Source organism: Pseudomonas sp. 22490 (genome assembly GCF_052044465.1).
Classification (GTDB): domain Bacteria; phylum Pseudomonadota; class Gammaproteobacteria; order Pseudomonadales; family Pseudomonadaceae; genus Pseudomonas; species Pseudomonas aeruginosa.
Map to the genome: position 1 here is coordinate 165,190 of NZ_JBQENS010000010.1, position 15,661 is coordinate 180,850.

Sequence of the window (15,661 nt, forward strand, 5' to 3'; positions counted from 1 at the left end):
CTCCGAACGAAGTCAGCGTAGACGGCCGCATCCGCGCGGCCGTGTCAACGCTGAGACTAACCAACTGTGCGCCACGTCACCAGCGGCTCAGCGCCAGAAAGGTTTCGAAATCTCTACGTAGCGTTCGCTCGGGCTGATCGCCAGGTCGGCGAGGTCGTGTTCGGACATTTGCGCAAGATGCTTGCGCGATCGAGCGTTTTGTCGCCAGGAATTCAATTTTTCCAGCAGGGCGGCGAGATGTGGATGGGCGGCCGGGAGACCGCTGGAACTCCCGGCGTGCGGGTGCGGGGATGTCCTCATCGTGCGTTCCTTCCCATCCCGGGGATGGGGGCGGGGTGTGGAACCTTATGATGCGCCGGGACCGCTGGCTTGCTCAGGGGCAACCACGCGGGAGTTGGACGGAACAGTTCGGTGGCCCCGGCAACTGTTCCGCCCGGCTGTAGCGGAACTGTTCCGGTGGTTCTACGCCTGGGCGGGCTTGCGCGCGATGATCACCTGGCTCTTGGCGACCACGGCGTCCAGGGCCTGCTTGATGGCCGGGCCGCGCGGCGAGTCGAGCAGCGCCTGCCAGGTCCTGGCCCAGTGTTCGAGGAGGGGATGGTCGGGATTGCCGAAATCGACCTTGGCCTCCCAGAACAGCAGCATCCACAGCGACCAGTAGAAGCCGTAGCGGCTGTGGCTGAGGATTTCCAGCCCGGCTTCGCGCACCAGTGCGGCGAACTGCTCCTCGCCGAGCACGCGGATGTGGTTGGGTTTGCGGAAGTATTCGTCGGCGGCGAAGTCCTTCTGCAGGTCTTCCGACGTGGGATGCGGCACGCTGAGCAGATAGAGTGCGCCGGGCTGGCCGACCCGCACCAGCTCGGCGAGGAACTGCCGCGGATCGTCGACGTGCTCGATGACCTCGGTGGAGACCACCCGGGTGGCCGTGGCGTCAGCCAGGGGCAACGGGTCGCAGTCGCTGACCAGGCATTCCAGTTCGCGGGCCGGGGTATCGGCCAGGCGCTCGCGGGTCCTGGCGATCTTTTCCGCGTCGATGTCGGCGATGATGATGCGAGCGCCGCGCATGGCGCAGAAATGAACGTTGCCGCCGTCGCCGCACCCCACGTCGAGCACGGTGTCCTCGGCGGAAATCGGAAAGCCGCTGAACAGCTCGTCGGTCTCCTGGTTGAACCAGCCGCTGAGCACCGCGTCGCGCAACCCGAGCATGTACGGGTCGACCGGCGCGGGTGCGGGTGGCGCGGCGACGGGCTCGGTGGCGGGGCTGGGCGGCGAGACGATCTTCTTGAGGAAGTTCAGCATGAGGTGGCTCCGGAAGTGGTGGCGACGCGGCGGGCGGCGCTCAGGCGCTTGACCAGGCGGGAGCCCAGGTCGCGGCAGGGGCTCTCGACGAAGCGGTAGTTGAGCTCGCTGAGTACGACGATCAGGACCAGGCTGATGGCGAGCAGCGACAGGGGCCGCTCGCCGGCGTCCCAGCCCAGGCGGAAGCAGAGTTCGCGACTGAGATAGAACGCCGGGATGTGGATCAGGTAGATCGCATAGGAGCGCGCGCCGACCCAGACCAGCAAGCGCTTCAGCGGCCCGTTGGAGAGCAGGTAGTCGCGGTCGTAGGAGGCTATCCACACCAGCAGTCCGCACAATAGCGCGATGGCGCCGATCCGCACGGTGACCAGGCTGTACGCTTCGCTGGCCAGCACGCCCAGGGCCGCGGCCACGGCGGCCAGCAGCAACGGCCCGCTCCAGGCGCGGCCCAGCAGGGTGGGGTTCCAGCGGGCATAGCCAGGCTGCAGGGAGGCGAGGGCGAGCAGTACGCCGATGGCCAGGGCGTCGGTGCGCAATACCATCAGCAGCGGCGTGCGCAGGCTGAAGAACTGGACCAGCACCAGCGCCAGGAGGGCCCAGCCCAGGTAGCGACGCAGGCAGAGGATCAGCAGCGGCAGCAGGAGGTAGAACTGTTCCTCCAGGGAAAGGCTCCAGTAGACGAAGCTGGCACCGTATTCGTAGCGGTAGAAACTGTCGGCGAAGCGGAAGTTGGCGACCTGGAGGAAACCGGCGAGGCTCGCCGCGAGGTTGGCCGACAGGCTGCCGAAGGCTCCGGAGCGGTTCAGCAGCAGGCAACAGGCCAGGATCAGCGCCAGCCACAGCCAGGCCGAGGGCAGCAGGCGGAAGGCGCGGCGGATCCAGAAGTACCGCGCCTGTTCCCAGAATGCCTGGCGTGTGGGCGCCTCGCGCAGTTGCGGGATGAGGGTGCGGGCGATGACGAAGCCGGAGATGGCGAAGAACAGGTCCACGCCCCACCAGAACTGGACGCGCTGGTTGATGCCGTCCAGCAGTGCCGGGGAGCCGCTGAACAGGTTGCCGTGCAGATGGTGGAATACCACGCCGAGCACGGCCAGCCCGCGCAACAGTTCGATGTCGAGGATGCGTTTGCCGCTCATGTCCGCGACGATCCGGGGTCGAGCGGCTTGCGCGCGATGATCACCTGGCTCTTGGGCATGAAATGGTCGAGCAGGTGCTTGATCTCCAGACCGTCGGGACGGGCCAGGAGGTTTTCCCAGAGCCGTGCCCAGTCTTCCATCAGCGCCGGGTAGGGCGGCTGGATACGGTCGCGGACGGCGCCGCCGAGCTCACGGCCGGCGGCCCGTTCGCTGGCCCAGAAGAAGATCATGCCCATCACCCAGAAGAAGCCGCTGGCCTGGCGGTGCTCGATGACCAGCCCGGCGTCCTGCACCAGGCGCGCGAAGTCGTCACGGGAAAAGATGTGGATGTGGTTGGGCGCCCGGAAGTAGTCGGCCGGGGCGATGCCCTGCTGCAGGTGTTCGCCGACCGGGTCCGGCACGCTCAGCAGGTACTGCGCGCCAGGGCGCCCGAGACGCACGAGTTCGGCCATCACCCGCGCTGGGTTGGCCACGTGTTCGAGCACTTCCATGCACACCAGCTTGTCGGCGCAGGCGTCGCGCAGCGGCAGCGGGTCGCTGTCGCTGACCAGGCCGGTGAAGGGCCGCCGGGCCACCGCCTCGACCTGCTGCGCCAGGCTCCGCACCTTGTCCTCCTCGCTGTCGGTGAAGATCACCGAAGCGCCCTGGCGGGCGGCGAAGAGGGTGGCGACGCCTTCGCCGCAGCCGAGATCGAGCAGGGTGTCCTGGGCGCCGATGGCGAAGCCGGCGAGCAGTTCGCCGGTTTCGCTGCGGAACCAGCCATCCAGCACCGCATCGCGCAGACCGCACATGCGTGGCGACACCGGTTCGCTCGCCGCAGCGGGACGGGAACGCCAGCGTTGGAGCAGGGTGCGGATCATGCCGGGATGCTTTGCAAGGCGGAGGGGTCGCCTTGTGCCGCTTCGTCGAGGAAGCGACGCAGGCGCTCCACGGCCAGCTTGCGGCTGCAGAAGCGTTCGAGGCTGGCGCTGGCATGCGCGGACATGCGTGCGTAGCGCTCCGGCTCCTGGCGAGCGACCTCGAAACTGGCCCGGTAGGCCCGGCACAGGGACTCCCAGTCGGTGATGTAGCGCAGCGTGCGGTAGGCCGCGCGCGGGTCGTGGGGCCAGGCGGTGGCTTCTTCCGAGGAGTCGACGATGAAGGCGTTGTCGGCGTCGATGTAGTCGATCATCGCGGTATTGCGCGGAGCCACGGCCGGCTTGCCGCTGGACATGAATTCCATCAGCGGCAGGCATTGGCCTTCGCCGTAGGAGGTGTTCACCACGTAGCTGGTGGCCTCGACCAGCCGCTCGTAGTCCGGGTCGGCGAGGTAGCCGTGGATCAGCACGATGCGGCAGCGGTAGGACTGGTTCTTGTACAGGTGGTGAAGCATGTCGGCCAGCGCTTCGCCGACGTTGTGGTGGGTCAGTTTCAGCACCAGGGTGGCGTCGGGCTCGTCGCGGAAGGTGGCGCAGAACGCGCTGATCATGTCCTGCCAGTTCTTGCGCCCGTCGTAGGGGTTGAACACCGAGGTGTATATGACCCCGTCGAGGCTCAGCTCGACCTGTTTCGCCGCGCGGTCCGGCAGGGCCAGGACCTCCGCCGACGGCTCGGGGTCGGCATGGACGGCCAGGTCCAGCTGGCGGCTGTCCACCAGCAGGCCGTCCAGGCGCAGGCGCACATCCCGGGCTTCGGGACGGCCCGCCTGCTGCGAGGCGCGGTTGGCGAAGCGATCCCAGACCGGCGCCGGCACGCTCAGTACCGGGTAGTCGCGACCCATGGCGGCGCGCACCACGTCGACCGTGAAGCTGGAGTGGGTGATGGCCCGTCCGCTGTGGCGCAGCACATGTCGCCAGTCGTGGCGCGGTTCGCCGTGCCAGGTTTCGCTGGGCAGGGTGCTGAACTCCCAGGCGAACACCGGGATGGTCGGGCAGGCATGGTGGATCGGCGTGCGATGGGGCGGCGAGAAGGAGAGGAAGACGCAGGGTTCGCCGCGCTTGCGGCAGTCGTGGTAGAGGCGGTCCACCAGTTCGTCGGGATCGCTGACTTCGACCACCTGGCCGATCTCTTCCAGCAGCGGACGGAATTCCTTGAGGACGAAGTAATAGCTGTACTCCGGGCGCCCGAGGTTCTGCCGGATGGTGGTCTTGTTGGTCTCGGAGTGGATGATGATCAGCATGGAACGTTGCCTGTGGCGGTGGCCGCCAGTTCGACGCCGGGCGCAGGGGTTGCCTTGCGGGCGGAAAGGAAGGGTTCCAGGCGCTGGCGGACCACGTCGCCGGCGCAGTAGCCGCGCATGCGTTGGTTGGCCGCGGCGGACAGTTGCCGATAGCGCTCCGGCTGTTCCCGGGCTACCCGGTAGCTCTCCAGGTAGGCCTCCTTCAGGGACTCCCAGCTCGGCCGGTAGCGCCGGGTGCTGTACAACCGGCGCGAATCCTGCGGCCAGGCCGCGGGCTCCTGGCTGGAGCGGACCACGAAGCCCACCTGGGCGTCCATGTAGTCGGCCATCGCCGAATGGTCCGGAGCGATCGCCGGGGTGCCGCAGGACATGAATTCCATCAGCGGCAGGCACAGGCCCTCGCAGCGCGAGGCGTTCACGTAGTAGCTGGCGGCTCCGTACAGGCGGGCGTACTCCGCGGCATCGAGATAGCCGTGCAGGGCGATGACCCGGCAGGCGAATGGCGACAGTTGGGAAAGCAGGGTGAGCAGTTCGACGTGGTAGGTCGTCAGGTCGCTCTGGGTCATCTTCAGCACCAGCGTGGCATCGCTGGTGTCGCGGAATGCCCAGCAGAAGGCGGTGATCAGGTGATGCCAGTTCTTGCGCCCGTCCAGCGGATTGAACACCGAGACGTAGACCACCCCGTCCACGACGACCTGCTGGTGCTGGTCGACGTCCGGCAGCAGCGCCGGCGGATGCTCGGGCTCGGCGGGCGGTATCGGCTCGATGGCCTGGGCCAATGGCTCCGGCAGCGTTTCCAGCGCCGTTGGCGGGGGCGGCAGCGGCCGGCGCAGGTGACGGAACAGCCAGCGGCGTACCGGTATGGGTACCAGGTCGCTGACGGCTTCCCGGTACCACAGCAGCAGGTAGTGCTTGCTGATGACCAGTCGGCGCCTCCAGTCGAGAGGAACCGGCTCTGGCTCTGGTTCTGGCTCAGGGACCGGTTCGGGCTCGGGCTCGGCGGGCGTCTCGGGGAGGACCTCGAGGATCTCGTCCTCGGTCTCTTCCCTGATCGGTGCGATGAGGCCGTCGGCGGAAAGGCCCAGCAGGCGGCTGTCGATGACGCAGCCCTTGAGTTGCAGGGTCTCGCCGGACTTGACCGGATTCCGTTCGCCTTGCTGGCGGATCGCGGCGAAGTCCTCCCAGATCGGCGTCGGCAGCGCCAGCACCGGAAAATCTTCGCCCAGCACCCGGCGAACCGCGCGGGCAGTCTGCTCGGAGAGGGTGATGGCTGCGCCATGGCCGGCCAGGACCTGGCTCCAGTCCTGCGCCGGATCGCCGTCCCACGCCACGTCGGGAATCGACTCGAACTCCCAGGCGACCACGCACAGCATCGGGCATTGCAGGCCCCGCGCCGCCTTGTGCGGCGGGGTGAAGGAGAGGAACAGGCAGTCTTCGCCCTGTTCATGCAGTTGCCGGTAGAGCGGGTCGACTTCGTCCGTGCTCTGTACCAGGTGGACCTGTCCCAGCGATTCGAGGATTGGCCGGTAGGCCTTGAGGACGAAGTAGTAGCTGTATTCGGGGCGACCGAGGTTGTGGCCGATCGAGCGCTCGTTGATATCCGAGTAAAGGATGAAATTCATGGCATCTCGTGATGAAACTGCCCGTTCGACAGCTTGGTGGTGATGAGCGAGGCCAGGCGCTGCTTCGTTGTCCGGAAGCCTTCCCGGCGGACTGGTCGACCCATCGTGTTCTTGTTCTGTTATCGCGACCGCGACCTCTTCGATCAACAGAACAGGAGGCAGTCAAGCACGAAATCGAGAGGCATTCTAAACATACCTTTCGCAAAAACGTGAAGGCTGACGGAGAAAACGTCATGCCGTTCGAATGAGAACCTACCGGTCACGAATAAGCGGTTGAAATCGGCGCATTCTTGGCACAGATTGGAGCGCGATAATCAGAACAACACGCTATCCGGCATGACCTCTGGAACGTCGTATTCCTAGGAAGAGCGTCGCCGAGCGTAGCATCAGATAAAAGGCCCGCTTCCTTGACTCAGCGTCTGTTCGTCACCGGGCTCTCCGGTTTCGTAGGCAAGCATCTTCAAGCTTATCTGGCAGCGGCCCACACGCCGTGGGCGCTCCTTCCCGTACCGCATCGTTACGACCTGCTGGAGCCGGATTCGCTGGGCGACCTCTGGCCGGAGCTGCCGGATGCGGTCATCCACCTGGCCGGGCAGACCTACGTGCCGGAGGCCTTCCGCGATCCTGCGCGGACCCTGCAGATCAACCTCCTTGGCACCCTGAACCTGCTCCAGGCGCTTAAGGCGCGGGGCTTCTCCGGTACCTTCCTGTACATCAGCTCCGGCGACGTCTACGGCCAGGTGGCCGAGGCGGCGTTGCCGATCCACGAGGAACTCATCCCCCACCCGCGCAATCCCTATGCGGTCAGCAAGCTGGCGGCCGAGTCGCTGTGCCTGCAGTGGGGTATCACCGAAGGCTGGCGGGTGCTGGTGGCGCGACCGTTCAACCATATCGGGCCGGGGCAGAAGGACAGCTTCGTGATCGCCAGCGCCGCGCGGCAGATCGCCCGGATGAAGCAGGGCTTGCAGGCCAATCGGCTGGAAGTGGGGGACATCGACGTCAGCCGTGATTTCCTCGATGTCCAGGACGTGCTGTCAGCCTATCTGCGCCTGCTCTCCCACGGCGAGGCGGGCGCCGTCTATAACGTCTGTTCCGGGCAGGAGCAGAAGATTCGCGAGCTGATCGATCTGCTGGCGGACATCGCCCAGGTCGAGCTGGAAATCGTTCAGGACCCTGCCCGGATGCGCCGGGCGGAACAGCGTCGGGTTCGCGGCAGCCATGCGCGACTGCATGACGCCACGGGCTGGAAGCCTGAAATAACCATAAAACAGTCCCTGCGGGCGATCCTGTCCGACTGGGAGTCACGGGTACGAGAAGAATGACAAGAAGTGCACTGGTAACTGGGATCACCGGTCAGGACGGAGCGTACCTGGCCAAGCTGCTGCTGGAGAAGGGCTACCGGGTCCACGGCCTGGTGGCGCGGCGCAGCAGCGACACGCGCTGGCGCCTGCGCGAACTGGGGGTCGAAGGCGATATCCAGTACGAGGACGGCGACATGGCCGATGCCTGTTCGGTGCAGCGCGCGGTGATCAAGGCGCAGCCGCAGGAGGTCTACAACCTGGCGGCACAGAGCTTCGTCGGGGCTTCCTGGAACCAGCCGGTGACCACCGCCGTCGTCGACGGCCTGGGCGTGACCCACCTGCTCGAGGCGATCCGCCAGTTCAGCCCGGAAACGCGCTTCTACCAGGCCTCCACCAGCGAGATGTTCGGCCTGATCCAGGCCGAGCGCCAGGACGAGAACACGCCGTTCTACCCGCGCAGCCCCTACGGCGTGGCCAAGCTCTATGGCCACTGGATCACCGTCAACTATCGTGAGAGCTTCGGCCTGCACGCCTCCAGCGGCATCCTGTTCAACCACGAATCGCCGCTGCGCGGCATCGAGTTCGTCACGCGCAAGGTTACCGACGCGGTGGCCCGCATCAAGCTCGGCAAGCAGCAGGAATTGCGCCTGGGCAACGTCGACGCCAAGCGCGACTGGGGCTTTGCCGGGGACTACGTCGAAGCCATGTGGCTGATGTTGCAGCAGGACAAGGCCGACGACTACGTGGTGGCCACCGGTGTCACTACCACCGTGCGCGACATGTGCCAGATCGCTTTCGAGCATGTGGGCCTGGACTACCGCGACTTCCTCAAGATCGACCCGGCGTTCTTCCGGCCCGCCGAGGTCGACGTGCTGCTGGGTAATCCGGCCAAGGCCCAGCGTGTGCTCGGCTGGAAGCCCAGGACCAGCCTGGACGAGCTGATCCGGATGATGGTCGAGGCGGACCTGCGACGCGTTTCCCGGGAGTAAGCCATGCTGATTCCCGTGGTGCTTTCCGGCGGCGCCGGTACCCGCCTTTGGCCGGTGTCGCGTGAAGGACAGCCGAAGCCGTTCATGCGCCTGCCCGATGGCCAGACCCTGCTGGGCAAGACCTACCGACGTGCCGCCGGGCTCCTGGCCGGGCATGGCGAAATCGTCACGGTGACCAACCGCGAGCATTACTTCCAGAGCAAGGACCAGTTCCAGGCGGCCCGCCTGGGGCGGCATCGGGGACATTTCATCCTCGAACCGACCGGACGCAACACCGCTCCGGCGATTGCCGTCGCCGCCCTGGCGCTGCAAGCCGAACATGGCGACGCGGCGGTACTGGTGGTGATGCCGGCGGATCACCTGATCCGCAACGAGGAGGCCTTCCGCGAGGCGGTGGGGCATGCCGCGCGTCTCGCCGTCGCCGGGCACCTGGTTACCTTCGGCGTGGTGCCGGATGCAGCGGAAACCGGTTTCGGCTATATCGAGCTGGGCGACCGGCTGGACGAGCAGGGGGCGGCCAAGGTGCGCCGCTTCGTCGAGAAACCCGATGAGGAAACCGCCCGTCGCTACGTGGAAAGTGGCGGTTTCCTGTGGAACTCCGGGATGTTCTGTTTCACGGCCTCGACCCTGGTCGACGAGCTGGCGCGGCATGCCCCGGCCCTGCTGGAGCAGGCCAGGGCCTGCCTGGCCGCCAGTGCGGCGGTGAAGATGGCCGATGGCATCCAGCATGAGCTGGCGGGCGAAGCCTTCGCCGCGCTGCCGGACATTTCCATCGACTATGCGCTGATGGAGCGCTCCGCGCGGGTCGCCGTGGTGCCGGCGGCCTTCGACTGGAGCGATATCGGTTCCTGGGGCGCGATGAGCGCGCTGCTCGACGCGGACGCAGAGGGCAATCGCGGCAGCGGCGACACCCTGTTCGTCGACACCCGTAACACCTTCGTGCAGAGCGACGGGCGCCTGGTCGCCACGGTCGGGGTCGACGACCTGGTCGTGGTGGATACTTCCGATGCGCTGCTGATCGCCCGCGCCGACCGGGTCCAGGAGGTGCGCAGGGTGGTGCAGCGGCTGAAGGACGAGCGGCACGAGGCCTATCGGCTGCATCGGACCGTCAACCGTCCCTGGGGCAGCTATACCGTCCTCGAGGAGGGGCCGCGCTTCAAGATCAAGCGAATCGTGGTCAGGCCGGGAGAGCGCTTGTCGCTGCAGATGCACCATCACCGCAGCGAGCACTGGATCGTGGTGCAAGGCATGGCCAGGGTCACCAATGGCGATGGCGCGCGGCTGGTCAACAGCAACGAGTCGACCTACATTCCCGCGGGCCACCGGCATCGCCTGGAAAACCCGGGGGTCATCGACCTGGTGATGATCGAGGTGCAGAGCGGCGAATACCTGGGAGAGGACGACATCGTCCGCTTCGAGGACCAGTACGGCAGGGTGGTCTGATGCTTCTTGGCTTGTCTCGTTCCTTGTGGGGCTATCGTGGCTTCGTTCTCGGCAGCGTCAAGCGCGAGTTCCAGTCGCGCTACCGCGGGTCGCTGTTCGGCGCGTTGTGGACGGTGCTCAATCCGCTGTCGATGATCGTCGTCTACACGGTGATCTTCTCCCAGGTGATGCGCGCGCGCCTGCCGGGGGTCGACGACGGCCTGGCCTACAGCGTCTATCTCTGCGCCGGCCTGCTGACCTGGGGCCTGTTCGCGGAAATCACCTCGCGCAGCCAGAGCATGTTCATCGAGAACGCCAACCTGCTGAAGAAGATCAGCTTCCCGCGCATCTGCCTGCCGGTCATCGTACTGCTCAACGCCGGGGTCAATTTCGCCATCATCCTCGCCTTGTTCCTCGGCTTTCTCGCCCTCAGCGGGCGCCTGCCGGGCGCGGCATTGCTCGCGCTGGTGCCGCTGCTGGCGATCCAGGTGCTGTTCGCGGCGGGACTGGGGATGATCCTAGGGGTGCTCAACGTGTTCTTCCGCGACGTCGGCCAGCTGTTCGGCATCTGCCTGCAGTTCTGGTTCTGGCTGACGCCGATCGTCTATCCGATCGGCATCCTGCCCGAGGGTATCCGCTCGCTGATCGAACTCAATCCGATGACTGCGCTGATGCGCAGCTACCAGCAGCTGTTCCTCCACGGGCAATGGCCGGACTGGCCTTCATTGCTGCCGATCACCCTGCTGGCGCTGCTGCTGTGCGCGCTCGGCCTGCGTCTGTTCCGCCAGCGGGTCGGCGAAATGGTGGATGAACTCTGATGGGACAGATACGCGTATCCGGCCTCGGCAAGGCCTACAAGCAGTATCCCAATCGCTGGAGCCGGTTGTTCGAATGGCTGGTGCCTTTCAGCCCTCCGCGCCACCACCTGCACTGGATCCTGCGCGAGGTCGAGTTCACCATCGAGCCGGGCGAAGCGGTCGGCATCGTCGGGGTCAACGGCGCCGGCAAGAGCACCCTGCTGAAGATGATCGCCGGCACCACCCAGCCGACCTGCGGCGAGATCCGCGTGGCCGGCCGGGTCGCCGCGCTGCTCGAGCTGGGCATGGGCTTCCACCCGGACTTCACCGGCCGGCAGAACGTCTTCATGGCCGGGCAACTGCTGGGCATGCAGGTCGAGGAAATCCAGGCGCTGATGCCGGATATCGAGGCCTTCGCCGAAATCGGCGAGGCCATCGAGCAACCGGTGCGCACCTACTCCAGCGGCATGCAGATGCGCCTGGCGTTCAGCGTGGCGACTGCCCGGCGGCCGGACATCCTGATCGTCGACGAGGCCCTGTCGGTCGGCGATGCCTATTTCCAGCACAAGAGCTTCGAGCGCATCCGCAGTTTCCGCAAGGCCGGCACCACCCTGCTGATCGTCTCCCATGACCGCTCGGCGATCCAGTCCATCTGCGACTCCGCGATCCTCCTGGAGCAGGGACGGATGGCCATGCGCGGGCGGCCGGAAGAGGTGATGGACTACTACAACGCCCTGCTCGCCGAGCGCGAGGGGCAGACCGTGCGCCAGGAAATGCTCGCCGACGGCCAGGTGCGGACGATTTCCGGCACCGGCGAGGCAGCGATCCTCGACGTACGGATGGTCGACCAGCGGCAGCGCGCGCTGGAGGTGGTCGAGGTAGGCCAGGCGGTGACGCTGGAAGTCGAGGTCGAGGTTCGCCAGGACATCGAGCGGCTGATCCTCGGCTTCATGATCAAGGACCGCCTCGGCCAGCCGATGTACGGGATCAATACCCACCGCCTGGACAAGGCGCTCACCGACCTGAAGGCCGGCGAGCGCATCACCTACCGCTTCGCCTTCGACATGCGCCTGGGCAAGGGGCACTACTCGGTGGCGCTGAGCCTGTCGCGGCTGGACTCGCACCTGGACCGCAACTTCGAATGGCGCGACTACGGCCTGGTCTTCCATGTCATCAACAACCGCCAGGAAGACTTCGTCGGTTGCTCCTGGCTGGGCGCCGAAACCCATATCAGCCGCTCCGGCGAGGCGGCTCTGGACCCCACTTCCGCGGAGAGCACTCCATGACGCGTCTGTTGGTCGAATGCACCTATGTGTTCGAGCATCCCAAGGTCAATTCCGGTATTCAGCGGGTGGTGCGCAACGTCATCCGCGAGTTGCCGGAAGCCGACGAGACGGTGGAGTGCATCCCGGTGGCAATGCTCGACGGCACCCTGTATCAGGTCCACAGCCTGGCGCCGCTGGACCCGCGGCCGCATTCGCCGCTGGTACGCCTGCGCATCCTGGTGGAGCGAGCCGCCAACTACTTCTGGCTGGGCCAGCGCACCCTGGAAAAGCGCCGCCCGTTCCGTTCCTCGCCGTGGGCCCGGCGCCTTCTCTATGTAGCCTGCCGCCTGTTCGCCTTCGCCTTCCTCAGCATTCCGCTGCGCCTGCTCGACCGCATCCTCGGCAAGCAGCAGCCTGCACCCGTGCGCGCGACCCCGCTCGAACATCGGGCCGGCGACCAACTGGTCTTGCTGGACTCCTCCTGGCACGCCGATTTCTTCCCGCTGGCGGAACGCCTCAAGAGCGAGGGCGTGGGCATCGTCTCGGTGATCTACGACCTGATTCCCCTGACCCATCCGCAATTCTGCGATGCCGGACTGGTCAAGGTGTTCAACCACTGGTTCGACTGGATCGCGGCCACCGCCGACGGCTACGTCGCGATTTCCGAGACCATCCGCGACGAAGTGCGCGCGGAGATGCTGCGGCGCATCGGCCCGGAGAAGGTCGCGCAACGCTGGTTCGATTATTTCCACCTGGGTTCGGAGCTGGACCTGGTGGAGGACGGCGCCTCCGTCGAGCCCGATCTGCTGCGCATGTTCAAGGCCAAGGCGCCGGTATTCCTGATGGTCAGCACCATCGAGCCGCGGAAGAACCACGGTTACCTGCTGGATGCCTTCGAGCGTGCCTGGGCCCAGGGTTCGCAGGCGCGGTTGTGCATCGCCGGACGCATCGGCTGGAAGTGCGAGGCGCTGGTGGAACGGGTGCGGCAGCATCCGGAGCTGAACAAGCGCCTGTTCATGTTCAACGACCTCTCCGACAAGAGCCTGGAGTACGCATACTCCCATGCCGCATCGCTGGTCTTCCCGTCCTATGTGGAAGGTTTCGGCCTGCCGCTGGTGGAGGCCATGCAGCGCGGCCTGCCGGCGATGGGCAGCGACATCCCGGTGTTCCGCGAGATCGGCGGCGAATTCATGGCCTACTTCGACCTCGCCGATCCGCAGACCCTGGCGAACCTGGTCACCCGCTTCGAAGCCACGGGCGAGTTCCCGGCCGAGCGACCGGTCGGCGAATGGCGCTGGATCGGCTGGCACGAGGCGAGTCGGCAACTGATCGCGCGGATCCTGCTCGCCCTCGGCAAGGCCCCGGCGCATGGCGAGGCAGTACATGCGGATTGCGGTTAACGCGCGGATTCTCCAGGCGCCGCGGACCGGCATCGGGCATTACCTGGTCGAGTTGCTGGGTGCGTTGCAGGCGCACGCGGACTTAGAGTTTTCCCTGTTCCATGGCTGGGGCTGGAGCGGCGACCTGCCGGCGGCGGCGCTGCCCGGCTATTCGCGTCTGTCGCCCTGGCTGCGCAACCTGCCCGGAGCCTACCGGGCACGACGCTGGCTGGAGCAGCGGCGTTTCGATAGCGGTCGGCCGCCGGTCGATCTCTACCATGAGCCCAGTCTCTGGCCGCTGGACTTCGACGGGCCGATGCTGATGACCCTGCACGACCTGACCCACCTGCATTATCCGGCGACGCAACCCGCCGCCCGCTTGCGCGAAATAGAACGCCGGCTGGCGCGCGGGATGGAAAAGGCGCGGTTGATCCTGACCGACTCGCAGGCGATCGCCGACGAGGCGCAGGCGTATTTCGGCCTGCCGCGCGAGCGCTTCGTGGTGGCGCCCCTCGGCCATGCCGCGCGGTTCCGTCCGCGGGACCGGGAGTCCCTGCGCGAGCCCTTGCGCGCGCATGGCCTGGTGCCGCGCGGGTATTTCCTCTGCGTAGGAACCCTCGAACCGCGCAAGAACCTGTCGCTGGCTCTGCGCGCCCATGGGCAACTGCCGGCGGCGGTCCGCCAGCGTTTTCCGCTGATGATCGTCGGCATGCCGGGATGGGAAAGTCGCTCGCTCGACGACGAACTGCGTCAGGCGCTGGCTTCGGGAACGGTGCGGCTGCTCGGCTACCTGCCGGACGAGCGGGTCGCCGAGTTGATGTCGGGCGCTCGGGCGCTGGTCTTCCCCTCGATCTACGAAGGCTTCGGCCTGCCTGTGCTGGAAGCCATGGCCAGCGGCACGCCGGTATTGCTCACGCGACTCTCCGCAATGCCGGAGGTGGCCGGCGAGGCGGGCAGCTATATTGACCCGGATGATGCCAATGGGCTATCTGACATGCTGGTCCGCATGACCGAGGATACCGTCTACTGGGAGTGCTGCCGGGAAGCCGGCCTGCGACGGGCGGAGCAGTTTTCCTGGAAGCGTTGCGCGAATCTCACCGCTGCAGCCTATCGTCGTGCCGTGGAGGGCTGAATGCGGGTACTGCACTTCTACAAGACCTACCTGAGCGAAACGGTAGGCGGGATCGAACAGGTGATCTTCCAGCTTTGCGAGAGCAGCGGGTCGTGGGGGATCGACAACCACGTCCTGACCCTGAGCAGCGACCCGCATCCGCCTGTCGTGCCCTTCGGCGGACATGTGGTGCATCGCGCCAGGCTCGACCTGCAGCTCGCTTCCACCGGGTTTTCCCTGAGCGTGTTCAAGCAGTTCCGCGAGCTGGCGGAGGAGGCGGACGTGGTCAACTACCACTTCCCCTGGCCGTTCATGGACCTGGTGCATTTCCTCACCGGTATGAACAAGCCGAGCGTGGTCACCTACCATTCGGACATCATCCGCCAGCGCGTCCTGTTGAAACTGTACCGGCCGCTGATGGGGCGCTTCCTTCATAGCGTCGATCGGATCGCGGTGGCGTCGCCCAACTACTTCAGCACCAGCGACGTGCTCCGCCAGTACCGGGAAAAGACCCGGGTGATCACCTACGGCCTGGACAAGGCCTGCTACCCGAAGCCTGCGGCACAGCGTCTGGAGCACTGGCGAGAGAAACTCGGGCCGCGGTTCTTCCTGTTCGTCGGGGTGATGCGCTACTACAAGGGCCTGCATATCCTGCTTGATGCGTTGCAGGGCACCGATTACCCGGTGGTGATCGTCGGTGCCGGGCCGTTGCAGGCCGAGCTGTATGCCCAGGCCGCGGCGCTGGGGTTGCGCAACGTGCACTTCCTCGGCCGAGTGGACGACGAGGACAAGGTCGCCCTGCTGCAACTCAGCTACGCCATGGTCTTTCCGTCACACTTGCGTTCCGAGGCGTTCGGTATCTCCCTGCTGGAGGGCGCGATGTACGGCAAGCCGATGATCTCCAGCGAGATCGGCACTGGCACCAGCTACATCAATATCCATGGCGAGACCGGCCTGGTCGTGCCGCCCAGCCAGCCGGCCGCGTTTCGCCAAGCGATGCGCTGGCTCTGGGAGCATCCGCAGCAGGCGGAGGAAATGGGCAGGAACGCGGAGGCCCGCTATCGGCAACTGTTCACCGCCGAAGAGATGGGGCGTCGCTGGAGCGAGCTGTACCGTGAACTGCTGGAGGAAAAGGCTTCTTCCAGATACGTAAAGGCCGCTCGGTAAGGAGCGGCCTACGGT

General features: G+C 66.1%; 14 protein-coding genes. 8 read left to right on the forward strand and 6 right to left on the reverse strand.

Features of this window, described 5'->3' with window-relative positions:
- Positions 1-87: 87 nt before the first annotated feature.
- From ACTJJX_RS13790 to ACTJJX_RS13815, 6 genes are all read right to left on the reverse strand, one after another.
- Complete coding sequence (locus ACTJJX_RS13790) at positions 88-300, reverse strand: DUF1127 domain-containing protein (RefSeq protein WP_003096905.1); 213 nt, start codon at positions 298-300, stop codon at positions 88-90.
- A gap of 162 nt (positions 301-462) precedes the next feature.
- Positions 463-1,299, reverse strand: coding sequence for a class I SAM-dependent methyltransferase (locus ACTJJX_RS13795; RefSeq protein WP_003096902.1), 837 nt, complete (start codon positions 1,297-1,299; stop codon positions 463-465).
- Positions 1,293-2,435 (reverse strand): acyltransferase family protein, encoded by a 1,143-nt coding sequence (locus ACTJJX_RS13800; RefSeq protein WP_003146824.1) that lies wholly within the window; start codon positions 2,433-2,435, stop codon positions 1,293-1,295. The genes ACTJJX_RS13795 and ACTJJX_RS13800 overlap by 7 nt, the downstream gene beginning before the upstream one ends.
- Positions 2,432-3,295 carry a class I SAM-dependent methyltransferase gene (locus ACTJJX_RS13805; protein ID WP_016852282.1) on the reverse strand — a complete coding sequence of 288 codons (864 nt, stop codon included), beginning with the start codon at positions 3,293-3,295 and terminating at the stop codon, positions 2,432-2,434. The genes ACTJJX_RS13800 and ACTJJX_RS13805 overlap by 4 nt, the downstream gene beginning before the upstream one ends.
- Positions 3,292-4,593, reverse strand: coding sequence for a glycosyltransferase (locus tag ACTJJX_RS13810; protein ID WP_003161107.1), 1,302 nt, complete (start codon positions 4,591-4,593; stop codon positions 3,292-3,294). The genes ACTJJX_RS13805 and ACTJJX_RS13810 overlap by 4 nt, the downstream gene beginning before the upstream one ends.
- The gene (locus ACTJJX_RS13815) at positions 4,587-6,215 is read right to left on the reverse strand and encodes a glycosyltransferase (RefSeq protein ID WP_016852281.1); all 1,629 of its coding nucleotides are present in this window, start codon (positions 6,213-6,215) and stop codon (positions 4,587-4,589) included. Before ACTJJX_RS13815 ends, ACTJJX_RS13810 begins: the two co-directional genes overlap by 7 nt.
- Before the next feature lie 407 nt (positions 6,216-6,622).
- Here ACTJJX_RS13815 and rmd point away from each other — a divergent pair, with 407 nt between their 5' ends.
- From rmd to wbpZ, 8 genes are read left to right on the forward strand one after another with little or no spacing between them, the layout of a single operon-like run.
- Positions 6,623-7,537, forward strand: a complete 915-nt coding sequence (gene rmd, locus ACTJJX_RS13820; protein WP_016852280.1) for a GDP-6-deoxy-D-mannose reductase — start codon at positions 6,623-6,625, stop codon at positions 7,535-7,537.
- A complete protein-coding gene (gene gmd, locus ACTJJX_RS13825; protein WP_016852279.1) occupies positions 7,534-8,505 on the forward strand; it encodes a GDP-mannose 4,6-dehydratase in 972 nt (323 codons plus the stop codon). The genes rmd and gmd overlap by 4 nt, the downstream gene beginning before the upstream one ends.
- Before the next feature lie 3 nt (positions 8,506-8,508).
- Positions 8,509-9,948, forward strand: a complete 1,440-nt coding sequence (locus ACTJJX_RS13830) for a mannose-1-phosphate guanylyltransferase/mannose-6-phosphate isomerase (RefSeq protein WP_003162699.1) — start codon at positions 8,509-8,511, stop codon at positions 9,946-9,948.
- Entirely contained in the window at positions 9,948-10,745 is a 798-nt protein-coding gene (locus ACTJJX_RS13835) for an ABC transporter permease (protein WP_003096887.1), read from the forward strand. Before ACTJJX_RS13830 ends, ACTJJX_RS13835 begins: the two co-directional genes overlap by 1 nt.
- On the forward strand, positions 10,745-12,010 hold the full coding sequence (locus tag ACTJJX_RS13840) for an ABC transporter ATP-binding protein (protein WP_003096884.1): 1,266 nt from the start codon (positions 10,745-10,747) through the stop codon (positions 12,008-12,010). The genes ACTJJX_RS13835 and ACTJJX_RS13840 overlap by 1 nt, the downstream gene beginning before the upstream one ends.
- Positions 12,007-13,389, forward strand: a complete 1,383-nt coding sequence (locus tag ACTJJX_RS13845) for a glycosyltransferase family 4 protein (RefSeq protein ID WP_003096882.1) — start codon at positions 12,007-12,009, stop codon at positions 13,387-13,389. Before ACTJJX_RS13840 ends, ACTJJX_RS13845 begins: the two co-directional genes overlap by 4 nt.
- Entirely contained in the window at positions 13,373-14,500 is a 1,128-nt protein-coding gene (locus ACTJJX_RS13850; RefSeq protein ID WP_003122346.1) for a glycosyltransferase family 4 protein, read from the forward strand. The genes ACTJJX_RS13845 and ACTJJX_RS13850 overlap by 17 nt, the downstream gene beginning before the upstream one ends.
- Complete coding sequence (gene wbpZ, locus ACTJJX_RS13855) at positions 14,501-15,646, forward strand: D-rhamnosyltransferase WbpZ (protein ID WP_016852278.1); 1,146 nt, start codon at positions 14,501-14,503, stop codon at positions 15,644-15,646.
- The last annotated feature ends 15 nt before the right edge of the window (positions 15,647-15,661 follow it).